Consider the following 16,026-nt stretch of genomic DNA (forward strand, 5'->3'; position numbering starts at 1 on the left):
AAAAGATCAATCCTTTACTCTACTTCATTTAAGAAAAATAACGTTATAACGCCAGGTCCTGTATGTGCTCCGATTGCTGCACCAATTGTATTTACGATAAATACTTCACAGCCAAATCTTTCTGTAATTAATGCTTTTAATGCATCAGCTGTTTCTAAGTCATCACCGTGAGTCATAGCGATTGTTTGACCTTGAAGGTCTTTTCCGCGCTCTTCCATAATATCTACAATACGGCTTAATACTTTCTTTTTTCCTCGTACTTTTTCAAGTGGTACAAGTTTTCCTTCTTCCACGTTTAAGATTGGCTTAATGTTTAGTAAACCACCGATAAAGCCTGCTACTTTACTTAAACGCCCACCCCTCACTAAATACTGTAAGTCAGCTACAGTGAAGATATGTTCCATATGGTTCATTAGCAAATCAACACGTTTTAAAATATCTTCTTTTGATGCACCGTCTTTCGCCATTTTAGCAGCTTCTAAAACAACAAGTCCTTGACCAAGCGAAGCACATTTCGTATCAATAATTTCTAAGTCTAAGTTAGCATATGTTTCTTTTACTTCCTCTTTAATGAGAACTGATGATTGATATGTACCAGACAGTTCAGATGAAAAAGCTAAATATATACAAGGATTACCTTCTTTTGCATAAGAAACAAATTTCTCTTGGAAAGTTTCAAGGGAAGGCAATGACGTTCTATAAACAGCGCCTTCTCTCATGTTTTGCAATAACGTAACTGACTCTAATGTAACTCCATCTAAATACTCTGTTTCTGCTTCATCATAAACACGGAGTGGAATTAAATCAATATCATATGCTTGCAGCAATTCTACTGGTAAATCCGCCGCACTATCCGTAATGATTTTAACACCCATTTTTAAACCTCTATTCTGTTATAAATATAAAATAATAAAATAAAAATAGTACCTTTAAATTATATACGTAAAACTTAAATGAAGAAAGGAAAACACTTTATATTGTATGCACTATTCTTCAAAACTTGAACTGTTAATACAAATGATTCTATTTTAAACACCTTTTTCTTATTATTTTTCTAAAACACGAATAATTTTATAAGTATTTTGTATCATTATATTTTAATTCTTTATCTTAATATAATCTTTTCAAATTCATACTGTTTAAAATTTAAAAGCCAAATCCAATAAAGGAAATGGCTTTTAAATTTTCATAAAATAACCAAACTTCATTTTCCATCACATTGCTCTCATTATTATTTTAGCGATGTTAAATATTAGTCCAGTTATGATTAATATTTATAGCCTGTACTATAATTAAAACAGTAAAAGAATCACTAGATAAAAAACAAATTAAATACTTTATAAAATATTCAATTTAACTAGTAACGCTAATAAAATTTGGAGAAGAATTTGAACATTTACTGCTATGTCTGTATCAGTAGTCGTAACTGTAACATTTCTAGAATTTCTAATAACAGTTTCTTGTTTATTAATTTGTTTAATAGATGATTTTTGAAACAATTCTTGTGCAACACGATCAGCTTTTTCACTATCTGCTATAGAAATACTTATTATAACCACGATAGCTGCTTGTAATGCCGCTTGAATAGATAACGCAGCTTTTGTATCTGTAGTAGTAACTTCTACATCTGCTGAATCGACAATTGTAATTGATTCTTCAGAAATTTGGTAAGTTTTACTTTCTTGCGCAGCTGCTTCTGAAACACTAGCATTTTTAAAAGATGGATGAGGATTTGAGTAATCTAATGCACTCCATTTTTTATTTTCATCTGAATGACATGTTTTGTCCATACGTTCACCCCCTTTCAATCTAAATAATTATTAACTTGTGATTGTATTTCAGAAACAATACTTTTAATTTGCTGCTTTTTTTCTGGCGATAAATTTTTTAGTTTTTCTTCATTTATCCCATGCCTATTAAAAATATCTGAGAGTAAAAGGTCTATAATTATATTCTTTTGATCCTTATCAAACTTAAAGGAAGAAAATTTGTTTAAATCATCCATTTACAATATTCACTCCAATCAATTTTCTATAAAAATTTCAAATAACTAAGAGCATTATATGTAATTTAATAAAAATTGCTTGGACAAGTAACTTAATCTTCTATTTTCCACTTCTTTTTACTAATAACTTCAAAAAGCTGGCTTCTAATAAGAAGTCAGCTTTCTTTCCTTCACTTCACATAAATATAAGTTTCATTTACTGTTAAATAATGTAATTAAACTTTATTTGTAGTTTTCCACACTTGCTTTTTCATTTATCTTGAATATTAATTCAGTCATAATAAGAAGTCCAAGCTTGTACCATATGTTACAACAAAAAACGTTTACTTAGAGTGAAAACTTATAGCTAAATATCAATAGGATAGACACTTTATAAAATGTTTAGTTTAACTAATAAAGCTAATAAAATTTGAAGGAGAATTTGAATATTCACTGCAATATCTGTATCAGTAGTTGTTACGGTTACGTTTCTGGAATTTTTAATAAATGTTTTTTGTCTATTAATTTGTTTAATAGCTGATTTTTGAAATAATTCTTGTGTTATTTTATCTGCCTTTTCACTATCTGCTATAGAAATACTTACTACAACCACAATAGCTGCTTGTAATGCCGCTTGGATAGATAGCGCAGCTTTTGTATCTGTAGTAGTAACTTGTACATCTGCTGAATCAACTATTTCAATATATTCCTCAGAAATTTGATCGATTTTATCTGTTTGTATAGCTTCCTCTAAAAAATTTGTATTTTTACTAAACGAATAATAATTTAATGATTCGCAATCTTCTTTTTTCGGCTCACAATCTTCTTTTTTTGGTTCACAATCCTCTTTTTTTGGTTCACAATCCTCTTTTTTTAGCTTAGGAGCTCGTTTTTTCGGCTCACAATCCCGATTTAATGGATCCCGGTTTTTCTTTCTTCTACAAACTTCACATTCACACATAAAATCACCCCTTTTAGTCTTAAAAATTAGCAATATTAAAATATTGACTAACTATTAGCATTTTATGTATTTTTTTAAAATTTGTTTGGACAAGTAACTTAATCTTTTATTTTACTTCTACTTCTTTTTCTAATAAAAGAAAGCTGCCTTCAAATAAGAAGACAGCTTTCTTTGCGACTACTCTAGAATAGATTTCATACAATATAATTCTTCCTTTCTTATAACCTGAACTCGTCACTTTAGTTATAAAAATGTGAGTATATCCTATAACCTTTTTTAGGGATCATCCATAATTTATTTCATAAAAAGTGCTTTATTTTACTGAAAGGTGGTTGCGGAAACAACCGCCTTTTTATTCGGAACAAAATAAAACTTTTATATAAAAGGCCCATAATTAAATACACTTAACTTCATATGATATATTGCATCCTTTCTTTTTAGAATGAGTAGTCGTTACTGAAGGGCACTTTTCGAAGTGCTCTTATTTTTAAATCCCTTTTCTTTTTCAGGAGGTTTTTTTTTGCTAAATCCTAATACGATTTTTATCACTCAGGCTGGGGATTATTATATTTCCTTACTAGTTCCAATAATATAGTAGCTACACCAATTAAAATAAGCCTATAAACTCTATACGCTTAAATAATAATGCGTTACCAAACACAAGAACTAGTTTTACACTAAATTCACAAGGTTCTTATCCTCTTTTAGTTGAAATTATCATTTCAATACCAGCAAATCTACAACTTCAACTAATAAATTTTGCAAATGTGCTATATCAAGGTTCTTTTGATATAGGCATCTTATGTTTTATATAATAAAAATAGTGCTAGTATTCCGAAGGAGGATGTCTATGAGTATCCAAATGGCTACATCTAATGATTTAGAATGGATTAATAATCAATACGACTCAATAGGATTTGTACGAAGTGATTTAAAAAGAGATAAAGTTGCAATTATTACATACAACAATGAGTATGCAGGTGTTGGACGATTAGTCCAAATAGATGAAGATACTTTAGAAATGGGTGGAATTTATATTCTTCCTCAATTTAGAGGGCTACAATTAGCTGGGGATCTTGTTTCATTTTTAGTAGAAACTGCGAAGAAATTACAAGTTCCAAATGTATATTGTCTTCCTTTTGAGGAATTAGAAAACTTTTATAAGAAATATGGCTATACTGAGGTCGATACTACAAAAGAAGTTGTTCATCCAATTATTCTAGAAAAATATAATTGGTGTTTGGATCATTATGAAAAGCATGTTTTATTATTTAAGTTGTAAAGGTACCTAAAGTGAGTATATATAAATATTAATTATACTTTTCCGCATAGATAATAACCCTAATTTATTTGGTCAACATCAGCTTCTACAAGATATACTATTACTTCTTACGCTGTCTTTTTTCTTAACCTTACTTTTGTATAAAAGATTAGTTTGTTTAAAATTACCTTAAATCGTATTCAAATAAACTAATCGAAAGGCCAATTCCTATATAATACAATTAAGTAATTAAAAGGAGCGTTATTTATGATAGATGTAATAAGACTCGTTATCTTTACTGTAGTTGCAATTGGTGCCATTACTAACATATACATAGAATTAAAAAAACCTAAAAAAAGTATATTCTCAATTGTATTTTTATCAGTACTCTTAATTGGATCCTCAGGGTTAATTAAAAATATTTTATCTCAACTTTTATAGAAGATTGATTAAAAATCAATCTCCCGTCAATAATGTAAATAACATGATTGTATCTCTCCATTCCCCCTTTGGAGAGGAGCAGTTAGCTTTGGCTAACTGCTCTTTTATTTGAACTATTATCCACAAAATAAGTATCATACGCCTTATCAAAAACATATCCTAGTTTTTCAGCTAGTTTTGCAGATGTAGTATTCGCTGCATCCCAGTTTGGATATATCCCTTTTTCTAAACAGTCCAAGATGAGTGCTGCACTAACTATAGTCGCCAATCCTTTTCTTCTATAATTGTGATCAGTCGCAACTTCAATTTCAATGCCATTATCATAAATGCTATATGATGATGCACCGCATACAACTTCTCCTTTATACAAAATACAATACCCTATACCTCGGTTTATATAATCTTCTACAGATTGAAATTGACTTGTAAAATCTTTAGAGACTTTATGTAATGTAGGGTTATTTACGATATTTTCATCTATTCTTCTTAACTCGTATCCTTTTGGAAGCGCTGATATAAGAGATTGTAATTTTGAACGATCAAAAACTTCTGCATTACGTTTAAATTTATATCGTAAAAACTTATCTATTTTTCTTTCGTAAAATGTTTCTAAACGCTTTTTCCATTCTACACTATTTACGATGACTAACATTCTATCAGGAATGTTTCGAAGCAATTCTTCTGTTTCTTTCACCTTTGAATCCCCAGCGTAAAATGTAAAGATCCCTACCGTAATTTGCGCTACTGTCGGATTTTCAAGATCATTTACCCAAGCGGTACCCATATGTCCTTGTAAATAAGAAAGTAAAACAACGTTATTGAAATCTTCGAACATAGTAACTAATTTTTCTCTTGTATGTATATTCGCTTCATATATCATTTACATTCCTGCTTTCTTTAGAATTAATGTACTTCTACTCTTTCCTACATATAAGCAAACGTCTACTACATTCCATATAATTATAAATTATTCATAAATATAAAATTATTATAACATTTAATCAAAAAGTAAATGACTTTCTAGTGTATAGGTTTACAGATAATATACTTAATAAAAATTCACAATCTATAATCTTTTATTATGTAAAAACCCTCAACATTAGTTTAAGGGTTCATTTAAATATATATGTTATAACTCATTCTTATAAACAAATGGTTCTGTTCCTCCGTTTTTATATACTTTAGTTACTTTAACAACTGATGTGTACGTATTATCGTCATTCGATATTATCTTTTTCATCTCTTCTATTTCAGCATTACCAGTTCCACTCTCTATCCTCAAACAACTCGAAATGTTGAGGTATCCACTCGATGCGAAAAGAATAATAAACGTAAGATCAGGGAAATTAATGAACAGTATTCCAAACTTTAAAGGATTCGTAGCCGTATCAGATAATACTAGTCGGAAACTTAATAATTCAGGCACTTGAACAAAATCTTTAGAAACAATTGCTTCACCTATTATAGTAATTTGTTTTACTACATTTCCCATCTCATCTATAAACTCAGTACAACTAGGCGCATCAATTGTTTTTGCTTGAAGTGATAAATTCAATTCTGAATTGTGAAAGTCAAAAAAGAGTGTGCTTCCCTCTGTTAAACATTGCGGACAAACGTTTCCAAGTAGACTGAAATCCTCTTCAATAAATTTGACTTTCGTTTTACAACTACAAACTTTTCCTATTCGAATTGCATCAATCTTAGAGCAATCTACAAAAATAACCTCATCGACCTCTTGTACGAAGGATACGACACCATTCTTCTTATTAAATGAAAGAAAATAAGATACAACAATTTCATTTCCGGCAATTACAATACTCTCAACTTTTGTAAAAGGCTCTAGACTTCGCAAAAATTCACAAATACTATTTTGGCAACATCGATCATTTCGTTTCGGCTCACAACCCACTTACACTCCATCCCTTCTCTATATGTTTTATCTCATACACATAATATGAGCGGGATATGAGAAAAGCTTGGACAATATAACTTTAACGTAGGAATATATTTGCCTACTTATCGCATTAAAAATGAGTACTAACACATAAATTCCCCTATAAATACATATAACAATTTCATCTTTCATGAAAAAAACGTTATAATGAAGTGTAGCCTCTACGATTACGTTATAAAGGAGATTAAAACAATGGCTAAAATTAAAGTATACCAAGCAAAAGAAGAAAATATCGAAGCAGTAAAAAACATCATTGATGTTGAAGAACAAAATCCAACTGCTGAAAACTTACAAAATCTATACGCATGTGTATTAGATACTGAAGATATGGCATTGCCTGAATCATACATTGAAGAAGATATCTTAATTGATTCTATTGAAGTTATGGTTAACGCTTCTCAAAGCAAAATAAGAGACTTAGGTGCTTACGATGTAATCGAAGTTCAAAACAAAGGTAAGAAAACACAAATTTTATTATTAGCAGACGAAGAATACGAAATCATCGAAGGCTAATCTAAATCCGTACATACGAAAAAGCTCCTTTCCAATTGGAAGGGAGCTTTTTCATCACGCTTTTGATGTTTCACTCTTTTTATTCTTTTGTTGTTTTTTAATTACCATGCGCTCATTTCCCATAAAGAAAATAAATATGAATGCTAAACCAGCTGGTACCAATGCCCACATAAATGTTTGGACAATTGAGCTAGAAAGAGCATCAATAATTTTATCTAATATTTGCGGTGGAATTTGAGATCTTGCCGATTCTGATAGAATAGCTCTTGAATCTCCTAAAGCGTTTGTATTCATTCCCCCGTTCATACCTTTAAATGCTTCTTCTAATTGATCTTGGAAACCTGTTCTTTGGATCATTCCGAAGATTGTAATACCAAGCGTCATGCCTAATGAACGAATGAAGTTACTCGTTGAAGTCGCAGACCCTCGCTGTTCCATACCAAAGTTGTGGATAGCCGCCATACTTAGTACAGAGAATGAGAAACCAACTCCAAATCCAATAATAATCATATACACTGTTAATAATACACGACTTGTTTCTGGCGTTAATGTGCTTAATAAGAATAGTCCAATTAGCATAATAACAGCAGAAATAATCATAATGTTTCTGTAGCTAAGCTTCGTCGTTAAAAATCCACCTAATTGCGCTGTTACAACTGATCCTAACATCATCGGTAATAGTAGTAATCCTGAGTTTGTTGCGGTACCTCCGTATACACCTTGAATGAATAACGGAATGTATACAGTTGCTGACATAAACGCAGCACCATAACATAAAGCAATAATGGTACTCATTCCGAATAAGCGCTGCTTAAACATCTCAAATGATATGATTGGCTCTTCTACTTTTCCTTCAATAATAATAAATGCAATAATTAAAATAGCGAATCCACCAAATAAACTTAAAATAAAGCTAGAATCCCAATCATATTTTTGTCCGCCAAGTTCAAGTGCAAACATTAAAGAAACTACTGCACCAACTAAAGTAATTGCGCCGAACCAATCAATTTTTTGTTTTCTATGAACTCGTGATTCTTTATAAAAGAATGTAATAAAAATAAGTGCTAAAATGCCAAGCGGTAAGTTAATGTAAAATACCCAGTGCCAGCTAATGTAATCTGTAATATATGCGCCGAGTAACGGACCAAAAATACTTGATAAACCAAATACCGCTCCGAATAAACCACCCATTTTCCCGCGCTTTTCAGGAGGGAAAATATCAAAAACGATTGTAAACGCGATCGGCACTAATGCCCCGCCGCCAATACCTTGAATGGCACGATAAATACCTAACTGTGTAATATTTTCAGCAGTACCACAAAGTGCCGAACCAATCATAAAGACAATTAAACCGAAAATAAAGAATCTCTTTCTACCATACATATCTGATAGTTTACCGAAAATCGGCATACCTGCCATTTCTGCGACCATATAGGCAGAAACAACCCATACAAAGTTTTCAAGGCCTCCTAAGTCACCAACGATCGTTCCCATCGCCGTTACGACAATGGTATTATCCATTGATGCCATTAGTATACCTAGCAATAAGCCCGCCACAACAAAGCCAAGCTTATTATTCTTCTCAACCATATCTCTTGCTCTCCCTCGTATTACTTATATTTGTTTATGTTCTTTTACGACTGCATTACCTTTTTGATTAAAACTAGTATGATATTCTACAACACTAATTTCACACCCAGGGCCAATTGTAACGTTGTTTCCTCTCACTACGTCAGCAATCGTATGTTCTAAATAAATATCATCTCCTTCAATAATTGTAGTTTGTAGGTTACCAGCATGACTAATAAAAGGAAGAAATCTCGCTTTTTTACGAATCGTAATTTTTTTACCACCAATTTCTCTTACCTTACTTCCTTCATAACGAAGTGAGATTTGAATATTTTCAGCATTAAGTAATCCATCACTTTCAAGACCACCAGTTAATGATAAATCTTCTACTTCAATATTTCCCCTCACATTTAAAGCACCTTTTACATCGACAAAATCACCTGAAAACTTCCCAGCAATATCTATCATACCTCTAACTTTTGTTTTTTCAATATGTGCATCACCATACATTTGTGTATTACCATATACTTTTACATATTCTGCATCTACATTTCCTTGTACTTCACTATCTCCATACACAACATAATTTTTTACTTTCATATTACCCCGTACATCACTCGTGCCGTACGTTTTAAATTCATTACAGCTCATATCATTAGAAATCGTTCCTTCACCGCGAATCTTCACTTTATTATAATCTCCGCCTGCTGAATTACCGGAACCATTTACTGTGAGACTATGTGGATGTTCCATATTACTTTCTCCCTCCCATTAAACCTGCTTAATTTCTTTTACATTTGCGCTTTTATCAACAGTAAGAACACCTGTATATTCAATGAGTTCAATCTCACAGTTCGGTCCTACTGTAATATTATTTCCTCTTACCGTTCTTATGTGAGCATAATCAATATCAATATTGTCACCTTCTAATAGTTCAGCTTCTAACTGCAAGCCAAATACTGTTTTAAATAGCCTACTTAATGTACCTGATCTATGTCTTACTTTAATCGTTTGACCACCAATTTCTTTCGCGCGACATGTACCGTGAATATTAATATTTATTTCATCAGCGCTTAATAATCCGCCAATTGTAAATTGTCCTTCTGAAGAAAAAGTATCCACTTCACAATTACCGTCGATTGTTGCTTGACCATTAACTTTAAATTCTTCACCTGTGACATTTCCACCTATCGTACCTTTTCCTGCAATTTTCAAACTGTTTGCCTTTACATTTTGCGTAATTGTAGCTTTTCCATCAATTCGCATCGTTTCAGCATGAACTGTGCCATCAACTTTACCAGATCCGCTAATTCGTGCTCTGCTACTTTTCAAGTCGCCAGTAACTGCACCGTAACCGTTACATTCAAATTGCTCACATTCAACATTTCCATTCACAGTTCCTTTTCCGTTTAATTGCACTTTATGAAACTCGCCGCCATTCGATGAACCGTAACCATTTATAATCAAATTATCTGTACGCATACTTTCTCCTCCACTACAACAATTTAGTTTTTAATGCTTCGGTATATTTCATAATCGCTTCGCGCAAAACGATTTTGGTGCCTTTTTCAAAAATTAAGTCGTCCACGTTTGAAACTAAGAAACATGTAGAAATCCCTAACTTTCGGATAATGATTAAGTCACACGTTTTATGTTTCATTGCTTCATAATTTTCACTTAAAACTTGCAAGACCATTTTTCCTTCTTCTAAACTAATCTCTCCCGATTGTAGTAATTCTTCTAACATGTACACATAAAGAATATCTACAAATTGTAACTCTGCTGTTTTATTCGTTTGTTCTATAAAAAATTGTAAAACTGGTTCTGATGCAATCCCTTTACGTAGGAGGTCTTCCTTTGTTAAAAGAATTTCTCTCACACTCGGCGAAAACATATTTGCTAGTTCATCAAGTGATAGATCCTCTTTCATCGTTTGAATTTTATCAATTCGCTCTAATATCTTTTCTTTCGGAAAAAATGTTTCCTGACCCGTGAATGTAGACTTTCGTACAAACCAATCTTCCGGTATTAAATTTTTTCTTTTCCACCTATATAATTGTCCGTATGAAATACCAGTAAGTTCTAATAAATCTTTTTTTGAAATTAAATCTGTACTCAACTGTATAACACTCCTTCCTGATAACAATGTAACATAACACTGTTACGCTGTAAATAGACTTTTATCACAAGTAGCATAACAATGTGTAAAACAATCCTATTTTACATACAAAAAGGCCCTTACACATCTCATGAAAAATGCATAAGAACCTTTATCTATCAAGGTTTAAACCATATTCTATAAAAATCAATCCACCCTTGTGAATTAATCATTATATTTTGTACTTTTTCATGAGAAGTTACTTGTTGTTTGTTACGGTATAAAGGAATAACTTGAATTTGACGTAACAATGTCTCCTCAATATCGCGTAACAGTGTAACTCTTTTCTCTACTTGTTCTTGTTTAAAATAAGGGGACAATGATTTATGAAAATCTACGCTGCTTTGCCCATGAATAAAACTGTTTTTTGTAAGAAACATATATAGCAAACTATCTTCTATTCGTTCGCTAATTGTTGCGCTATCATGCATCATATCAGCCTTTTGTATCGTACTAATCTCTAAAAGGTCTTCTATTTCAAGAAAATTAGTTTCTACACGAATACCGTACTTCGCACACTCTTTTTGTATCCATTGCGCATCTTCTACATGATCTTGTCCTGTAAATGTGTAAAGTTGTAGCACTTCATTTTGATACATACTTTCTTTAATTAAACTTTCTATATCTTCCTCAATCTCTACTATACTGTCACTAGCTAATAGTATTTCCTTTGCCACTTCTCCACGTTCTCCGCCGAGTTCTTTAACGATTGCATGGCCATGAATGATTTTATATAACGCTTTTCGGAACATATAATCTTGCATTGGTCCTTCTTTTGCAAGATTGCATGTTATATATGTCACGTTCGACTCAAGCCGAGATAGTTCTTTATTATGTTTTTCTTTATCTTTATACTGCGCCTTTACTAACACGTCATATGTATTTACACTTCGCTTCACATTCAATAGTTCAATTCGGTCAAGGAAAGGTCTTTCGCGATAATATAAATCATGTGCTTCTAGTACAAACAGATTTGCATTCTTCTCTCGTAATGAAAAAGGCCCTGTACCAATGAAGTTTCCCGCTTCATCTTCCTTTACGATAGAACACTGTTCTGCACTTAGCATATGTAAAAACATCCTATTTTCCGTATGCAATTGAATTTCAACAACAAATTCATCCACTGCACGGAAACTTTCAACATGTTGTAACATCCATGCGTGTGGGTTGTTTTCAGTTTTCATAAATCGATTCAATGAATGTATAACATCATGTGCAGTAAGTTGTTTCCTATTATGAAAGTGAACTCCTTTTCGTAAATAAAACGTCCATATCTTTTCTGCATCATTATATTCCCATTGAAAAGAAAGCCTTGGTTCTATACAATTTGTTTCCTCATTTATATATACGAGTGTATCAAAAATATGTTTAACCATATGACATTCTGAGCGCATCGTAGCGTAAACCGGATCTAAAGCGATGTCCAGGTTCATTTGTACTTGCAAACGAAGTACGTCTTTTCTTCCTTCAGGTGTCCGTTCTATTTGATGACCAAATATGGAATCTACCCAAACTTCATACTCTTTCTTTACTGACGGAAATTGTGCGCTGTAGCGCTCTACAAATGAGATTCCACTTTTTACATCCCCTTTTTTCGTTAACTCTTTTCCTCTGTTTAAAATTAATGTCATTGGTTGCTTTTGAAATATTAGTTTAGAACGATTCCCTCTTCCGCGCCCTGGAAACCAAACAATCCAACGTAGTTCTTCTAACTTTTTTATTATTAATTTACTATTACGCTCTGTACAAAATAATGTTTCGGATATATTTTGCACTGTTATTTCTAATTGTTCTCCTTCTTTTTTCCCTTTCCCATAGGCAATCCATAGTTCAATGTATTGATCTAAAATAAACATCATATTCCCCCTAAAAGGTGAAAAATACTCCCTATTCTTTCTACCCTTTTTCCAATTCTCCTTTCATCTTATCATTTCAATATAGAAAGGAGGAAATAACATTGAATCATCTCTTATTACGTTACAATAAACCAATCATCATTCGACTGTGCGGTGAATTATTAACTCGAACAACTGAATCAATGTTAGCTATCATTATGATTATTTACGTTAATAAGGTGCTAAACGGCAATATTATGATGACTATGCTTATTTTCGGGTTACAACCGCTTTCGGACATTATATTTACACTTATTGCTGGAAGAGTGACTGATGAATATGGGCGAAAGAAAATTATGTTACTCGGCTTATTACTACAAGGCGTTGCAATTGGTAGCTTCATCTTTGCTCAATCCGTTTTTATATTTGCTTTGTTATATGTCATAAATGGGGTTGGCCGTTCCTTATATATTCCCGCTCAACGGGCACAAATTGCTGATTTAACAAAACATGGGCAGCAAGCAGAAGTTTTCTCTCTTCTGCAAACGATGGGAGCAATAGGTACCCTAATCGGCCCTTTAATTGGTACTATTTTTTATAAGACTCACCCTGAATATGTATTTATCGTGCAAAGCATTGCACTTATAGCATATGCAGTCGTTGTTTGGATACAGCTTCCAGAAACCGCTCCGGCAATGACAACACCAACGCAAAAGCTTGAAGTATCATCTCCAAAACAATTTGTACAAAAACATTACGCCGTATTTGGACTAATGATCACTACAATTCCTATTAGCTTTTTTTATGCACAAACTGAAACAAATTATCTTATTTTCGTGAAACATACACTTCCGGATTTCGATCGCATACTCGTTTTTATTACAACATGCAAAGCTCTTATGGAAATCACTCTACAAGTTTTCCTTGTGAAATGGTCTGAACAATTTTCTATGGCGAAAATCATACTTATTGCTTACACCTGCTTTACGATAGCTGCAATTGGCTATGGATTTTCAGCAACAATCTTGTCACTATTTTTCACATTACTCTTTTTAGTCATTGGAGAAAGTGTTGCTTTCAACCATTTGCTTCGATTCGTTTCAGAAATCGCTCCTTCAGATAAACGTGGATTGTATTTTTCAATTTACGGCTTACACTGGGATGTATCTCGAACGTGCGGTCCTGTTATCGGTGCGGTTTTATTAAGTAAACTAAACGGTAGTATGCTATTTTATATTTGTGCTTGTTTCTTAACAATTGGAGGCATTATCCAAGCTTTTTTTGTTCGAAATTTAGAGCGTAAGAAAAGAAGTAAAGATATTCAAAAAGATGTTTTAGAGCATCCCCATCATATTTTATAAAAGGAAGTTTCTTATTTACACAAAAAAAGATGTCACCTAGTCATCGATTTCGACTTTTGTGACATCCTTTTTTTATTATCCTATCCTGCCATTTTATTTATACTATCCTCTGGCGAAAATACCGAAATGTGATTTACTTTACCAGTCGATTTTGGAATGATAAATTTCAATTCAAACTGATTATTTACTTTATATACATATATTTTATCATCACCATTTCCTTTAACTGAGTTTGGTTTTCCTAATGCTTTTTCAATTTCTTGTAATGTAATTGATTTTAGTTCTGCATGATAGGAGCGTACATCAAAAACTTGTGATCCTTTATTAAAACCGAAGGAAACATTTTTATTTGTAAAAGTTGCGTACATTCCGTTTCCTGCTTGTTCTGTTTTATCTGCTTTCCCCCACGCTTTTTCTATTTCTTCAATATCTCCTGTATGAGCTGCGAACGGAACATTAGGTACTTTTCCTTCTTTCGCTAGTTCAAATAATTCCTTAACGTGGTTAATTGATTTTTGATTGATTACTGTATCTTTCGTGCTTGGATCTATCTTTGGTTTTGTTGACCCTTCCTTATTTGATTTTTCATCAGGCTCTTTCTTTTCTTCAGAAGTATTATTCTGTTCATTTTTACTATTTTCCGTTGTTGGATCTGTTTCCTTTTTTTCGTCCGTTCCTTTACATGCTACTAATGCAAAAATGCATGTAAAAGCGAGAAATAACATACCTATCTTTACATACACTCTCATACATTTCAGCCCCCTATCATAATCTGATTCATTTTGATAACCAATCCATTACACCTCTTTTCAATTTGTGTTTGTTCCAAAAAGTAAATACTTCACTCTCTCCCAATGCTTGTACAATATATTCTACAAAAGCAGTTCCTAAAAAATAACCGAGTCGGTTGTATCCAAAATACTGTCCACCAGATAACCGAAACCACTCTTTCTCTTTTTCAAACGTCCATCCTTCTATATAATCTTCCAAAAAACGTTTCTTTATATGTTCTTCATTTTCTATATAGCATTGTAACCAACGTTCACCATCATTGTCATATGAGTAATATACTGATTCATTTAAACCTTTTATAATTTGCTTTGATAAGTATGTTGCAACGCCTTCACGATACAAATTAACTGTCGCATCGGCCCACTCGGCTTTCTCCCAGTCCATTCCATCATTTTGTAACATAACATTATGATATATATGTCCTATTTCGTGAGCGACAATAACACGAAGGTGATTTAAATCTGGAGATAATTTTTCTGCGGCAAAAAACATATCTCCAATAATCTCCCTTTCTACAAATGCATTAGAGCCAAAAGCTCCAACAAATAAATGAAATGTTACTTCTAAGTCGAAGCCAAACTGAATGTAATAATCCTTATTAATCTCTTGAATAATTCGTGGTAAATTTTCCGATACACTATGTATATCTCCTAGTTTTTCTGGATACTTTTCAATTGCACTATAAAGACGTTCTTTCGTCTTAGGACAGTGAAATGTAAAATATTCTTTAAATACTTCTGGATGCCTATCATAATATTTATTCAAGTTATGTAGTCTTATATTACTGCTTTCCCAAAGTCTCAAAAAGCTTGGAATTATATTGTTAATCATTGTATTCATCTCCTTATATACACTTTCTCTTCTCAGTGATTATATCCTTTATCTTTAGCTTAAATATGTTGTCACATCAGCTCCTTAAAACAGAAAAAACCAGCAGGAAGTGTTTATTCTACTCCTACTGGTTTAATTGAAATTAAATGATGAATCTTAACTTTTTAAGGGATGTAACAACAATACTTTTTACCGTTTCAAAATTATGAGCAATTGTATTATCTCCACTTAATGATGAAATGCATGTTAAACCTGCAGCTTTAATAAAAGCTTTTACATCTACAAGCATAGAATTAGCCCCCACAAATTTTTTAATTACAGTCATTATAACAGATGTTTTACAAATGAAACATGAGAGTTATAAAT

Annotated in this window: 17 protein-coding genes; 3 read left to right on the top strand and 14 right to left on the bottom strand. The window is 32.3% G+C overall.

The genetic code is table 11. From position 1 onward, the window contains the following. Positions 1-14: 14 nt before the first annotated feature. The 4 genes from BGI23_RS13850 to BGI23_RS13865 form a co-directional block, all read right to left on the bottom strand. Positions 15-875, bottom strand: coding sequence for a DegV family protein (locus BGI23_RS13850; RefSeq protein ID WP_070806268.1), 861 nt, complete (start codon positions 873-875; stop codon positions 15-17). Between the two features lie 462 nt (positions 876-1,337). Beyond that, entirely contained in the window at positions 1,338-1,790 is a 453-nt protein-coding gene (locus tag BGI23_RS13855; protein WP_000361679.1) for a spore coat protein, read from the bottom strand. Between the two features lie 14 nt (positions 1,791-1,804). Beyond that, on the bottom strand, positions 1,805-2,005 hold the full coding sequence (locus tag BGI23_RS13860; RefSeq protein WP_000342253.1) for a spore coat protein W: 201 nt from the start codon (positions 2,003-2,005) through the stop codon (positions 1,805-1,807). Between the two features lie 370 nt (positions 2,006-2,375). Further along, on the bottom strand, positions 2,376-2,945 hold the full coding sequence (locus tag BGI23_RS13865; protein WP_000333023.1) for a spore coat protein: 570 nt from the start codon (positions 2,943-2,945) through the stop codon (positions 2,376-2,378). A gap of 850 nt (positions 2,946-3,795) precedes the next feature. On the opposite strand from BGI23_RS13865, the gene BGI23_RS13870 reads away from it, so the two are divergent. Then, complete coding sequence (locus BGI23_RS13870) at positions 3,796-4,227, top strand: GNAT family N-acetyltransferase (protein WP_000027224.1); 432 nt, start codon at positions 3,796-3,798, stop codon at positions 4,225-4,227. A 502-nt stretch (positions 4,228-4,729) separates the two neighbouring features. On the opposite strand, the gene BGI23_RS13880 is transcribed toward BGI23_RS13870, so the two are convergent. Continuing rightward, positions 4,730-5,527: a GNAT family N-acetyltransferase gene (locus tag BGI23_RS13880; RefSeq protein WP_000638721.1), complete on the bottom strand. Its 798-nt coding sequence runs from the start codon at positions 5,525-5,527 to the stop codon at positions 4,730-4,732. A gap of 249 nt (positions 5,528-5,776) precedes the next feature. Next, the gene (locus tag BGI23_RS13885; protein WP_070806270.1) at positions 5,777-6,556 is read right to left on the bottom strand and encodes a BC_2878 family exosporium-associated protein; all 780 of its coding nucleotides are present in this window, start codon (positions 6,554-6,556) and stop codon (positions 5,777-5,779) included. Positions 6,557-6,793: 237 nt separating this feature from the next. Between BGI23_RS13885 and BGI23_RS13890 the strand changes: the two genes are divergently transcribed. Further along, positions 6,794-7,114: a hypothetical protein gene (locus tag BGI23_RS13890; RefSeq protein ID WP_070806271.1), complete on the top strand. Its 321-nt coding sequence runs from the start codon at positions 6,794-6,796 to the stop codon at positions 7,112-7,114. A 54-nt stretch (positions 7,115-7,168) separates the two neighbouring features. On the opposite strand, the gene BGI23_RS13895 is transcribed toward BGI23_RS13890, so the two are convergent. The 5 genes from BGI23_RS13895 to BGI23_RS13915 form a co-directional block, all read right to left on the bottom strand. Beyond that, positions 7,169-8,704, bottom strand: a complete 1,536-nt coding sequence (locus BGI23_RS13895) for an MDR family MFS transporter (protein ID WP_070806272.1) — start codon at positions 8,702-8,704, stop codon at positions 7,169-7,171. A 24-nt stretch (positions 8,705-8,728) separates the two neighbouring features. Continuing rightward, a complete protein-coding gene (locus BGI23_RS13900) occupies positions 8,729-9,436 on the bottom strand; it encodes a cytoplasmic protein (RefSeq protein WP_070806273.1) in 708 nt (235 codons plus the stop codon). Between the two features lie 18 nt (positions 9,437-9,454). Next, positions 9,455-10,165: a bactofilin family protein gene (locus BGI23_RS13905; RefSeq protein ID WP_001258379.1), complete on the bottom strand. Its 711-nt coding sequence runs from the start codon at positions 10,163-10,165 to the stop codon at positions 9,455-9,457. A 13-nt stretch (positions 10,166-10,178) separates the two neighbouring features. Then, entirely contained in the window at positions 10,179-10,802 is a 624-nt protein-coding gene (locus tag BGI23_RS13910; RefSeq protein ID WP_070806274.1) for a YhbD family protein, read from the bottom strand. 158 nt (positions 10,803-10,960) lie between these two features. Beyond that, a complete protein-coding gene (locus BGI23_RS13915; protein ID WP_070806275.1) occupies positions 10,961-12,697 on the bottom strand; it encodes an ABC transporter substrate-binding protein in 1,737 nt (578 codons plus the stop codon). Positions 12,698-12,798: 101 nt separating this feature from the next. Between BGI23_RS13915 and BGI23_RS13920 the strand changes: the two genes are divergently transcribed. Beyond that, on the top strand, positions 12,799-14,037 hold the full coding sequence (locus BGI23_RS13920) for an MDR family MFS transporter (RefSeq protein ID WP_044792088.1): 1,239 nt from the start codon (positions 12,799-12,801) through the stop codon (positions 14,035-14,037). A gap of 80 nt (positions 14,038-14,117) precedes the next feature. Here the strand turns inward: BGI23_RS13920 and BGI23_RS13925 are convergent, their stop codons facing one another. From BGI23_RS13925 to BGI23_RS13935, 3 genes are all read right to left on the bottom strand, one after another. Continuing rightward, positions 14,118-14,786, bottom strand: coding sequence for a YjgB family protein (locus BGI23_RS13925; protein ID WP_070806276.1), 669 nt, complete (start codon positions 14,784-14,786; stop codon positions 14,118-14,120). A gap of 28 nt (positions 14,787-14,814) precedes the next feature. Beyond that, entirely contained in the window at positions 14,815-15,660 is an 846-nt protein-coding gene (locus BGI23_RS13930; protein WP_070806277.1) for a gluzincin family metallopeptidase, read from the bottom strand. 142 nt (positions 15,661-15,802) lie between these two features. Next, positions 15,803-15,949, bottom strand: a complete 147-nt coding sequence (locus BGI23_RS13935) for a chorismate mutase (protein ID WP_070806278.1) — start codon at positions 15,947-15,949, stop codon at positions 15,803-15,805. Positions 15,950-16,026 lie beyond the last annotated feature (77 nt).

The organism is Bacillus sp. ABP14 (assembly GCF_001831375.1).
GTDB lineage: Bacteria > Bacillota > Bacilli > Bacillales > Bacillaceae_G > Bacillus_A > Bacillus_A paranthracis.

What these genes read in the sequence shown, in the direction of transcription:
- BGI23_RS13850 (WP_070806268.1), bottom strand. Translation starts at nt 875, where the DNA reads ATGGGTGTTAAAATCATTACGGATAGTGCGGCGGATTTACCAGTAGAA.
- BGI23_RS13855 (WP_000361679.1), bottom strand. Translation starts at nt 1,790, where the DNA reads ATGGACAAAACATGTCATTCAGATGAAAATAAAAAATGGAGTGCATTA.
- BGI23_RS13860 (WP_000342253.1), bottom strand. Translation starts at nt 2,005, where the DNA reads ATGGATGATTTAAACAAATTTTCTTCCTTTAAGTTTGATAAGGATCAA.
- BGI23_RS13865 (WP_000333023.1), bottom strand. Translation starts at nt 2,945, where the DNA reads ATGTGTGAATGTGAAGTTTGTAGAAGAAAGAAAAACCGGGATCCATTA.
- BGI23_RS13870 (WP_000027224.1), top strand. Translation starts at nt 3,796, where the DNA reads ATGAGTATCCAAATGGCTACATCTAATGATTTAGAATGGATTAATAAT.
- BGI23_RS13880 (WP_000638721.1), bottom strand. Translation starts at nt 5,527, where the DNA reads ATGATATATGAAGCGAATATACATACAAGAGAAAAATTAGTTACTATG.
- BGI23_RS13890 (WP_070806271.1), top strand. Translation starts at nt 6,794, where the DNA reads ATGGCTAAAATTAAAGTATACCAAGCAAAAGAAGAAAATATCGAAGCA.
- BGI23_RS13895 (WP_070806272.1), bottom strand. Translation starts at nt 8,704, where the DNA reads ATGGTTGAGAAGAATAATAAGCTTGGCTTTGTTGTGGCGGGCTTATTG.
- BGI23_RS13900 (WP_070806273.1), bottom strand. Translation starts at nt 9,436, where the DNA reads ATGGAACATCCACATAGTCTCACAGTAAATGGTTCCGGTAATTCAGCA.
- BGI23_RS13905 (WP_001258379.1), bottom strand. Translation starts at nt 10,165, where the DNA reads ATGCGTACAGATAATTTGATTATAAATGGTTACGGTTCATCGAATGGC.
- BGI23_RS13915 (WP_070806275.1), bottom strand. Translation starts at nt 12,697, where the DNA reads ATGTTTATTTTAGATCAATACATTGAACTATGGATTGCCTATGGGAAA.
- BGI23_RS13925 (WP_070806276.1), bottom strand. Translation starts at nt 14,786, where the DNA reads ATGAGAGTGTATGTAAAGATAGGTATGTTATTTCTCGCTTTTACATGC.
- BGI23_RS13930 (WP_070806277.1), bottom strand. Translation starts at nt 15,660, where the DNA reads ATGATTAACAATATAATTCCAAGCTTTTTGAGACTTTGGGAAAGCAGT.
- BGI23_RS13935 (WP_070806278.1), bottom strand. Translation starts at nt 15,949, where the DNA reads ATGCTTGTAGATGTAAAAGCTTTTATTAAAGCTGCAGGTTTAACATGC.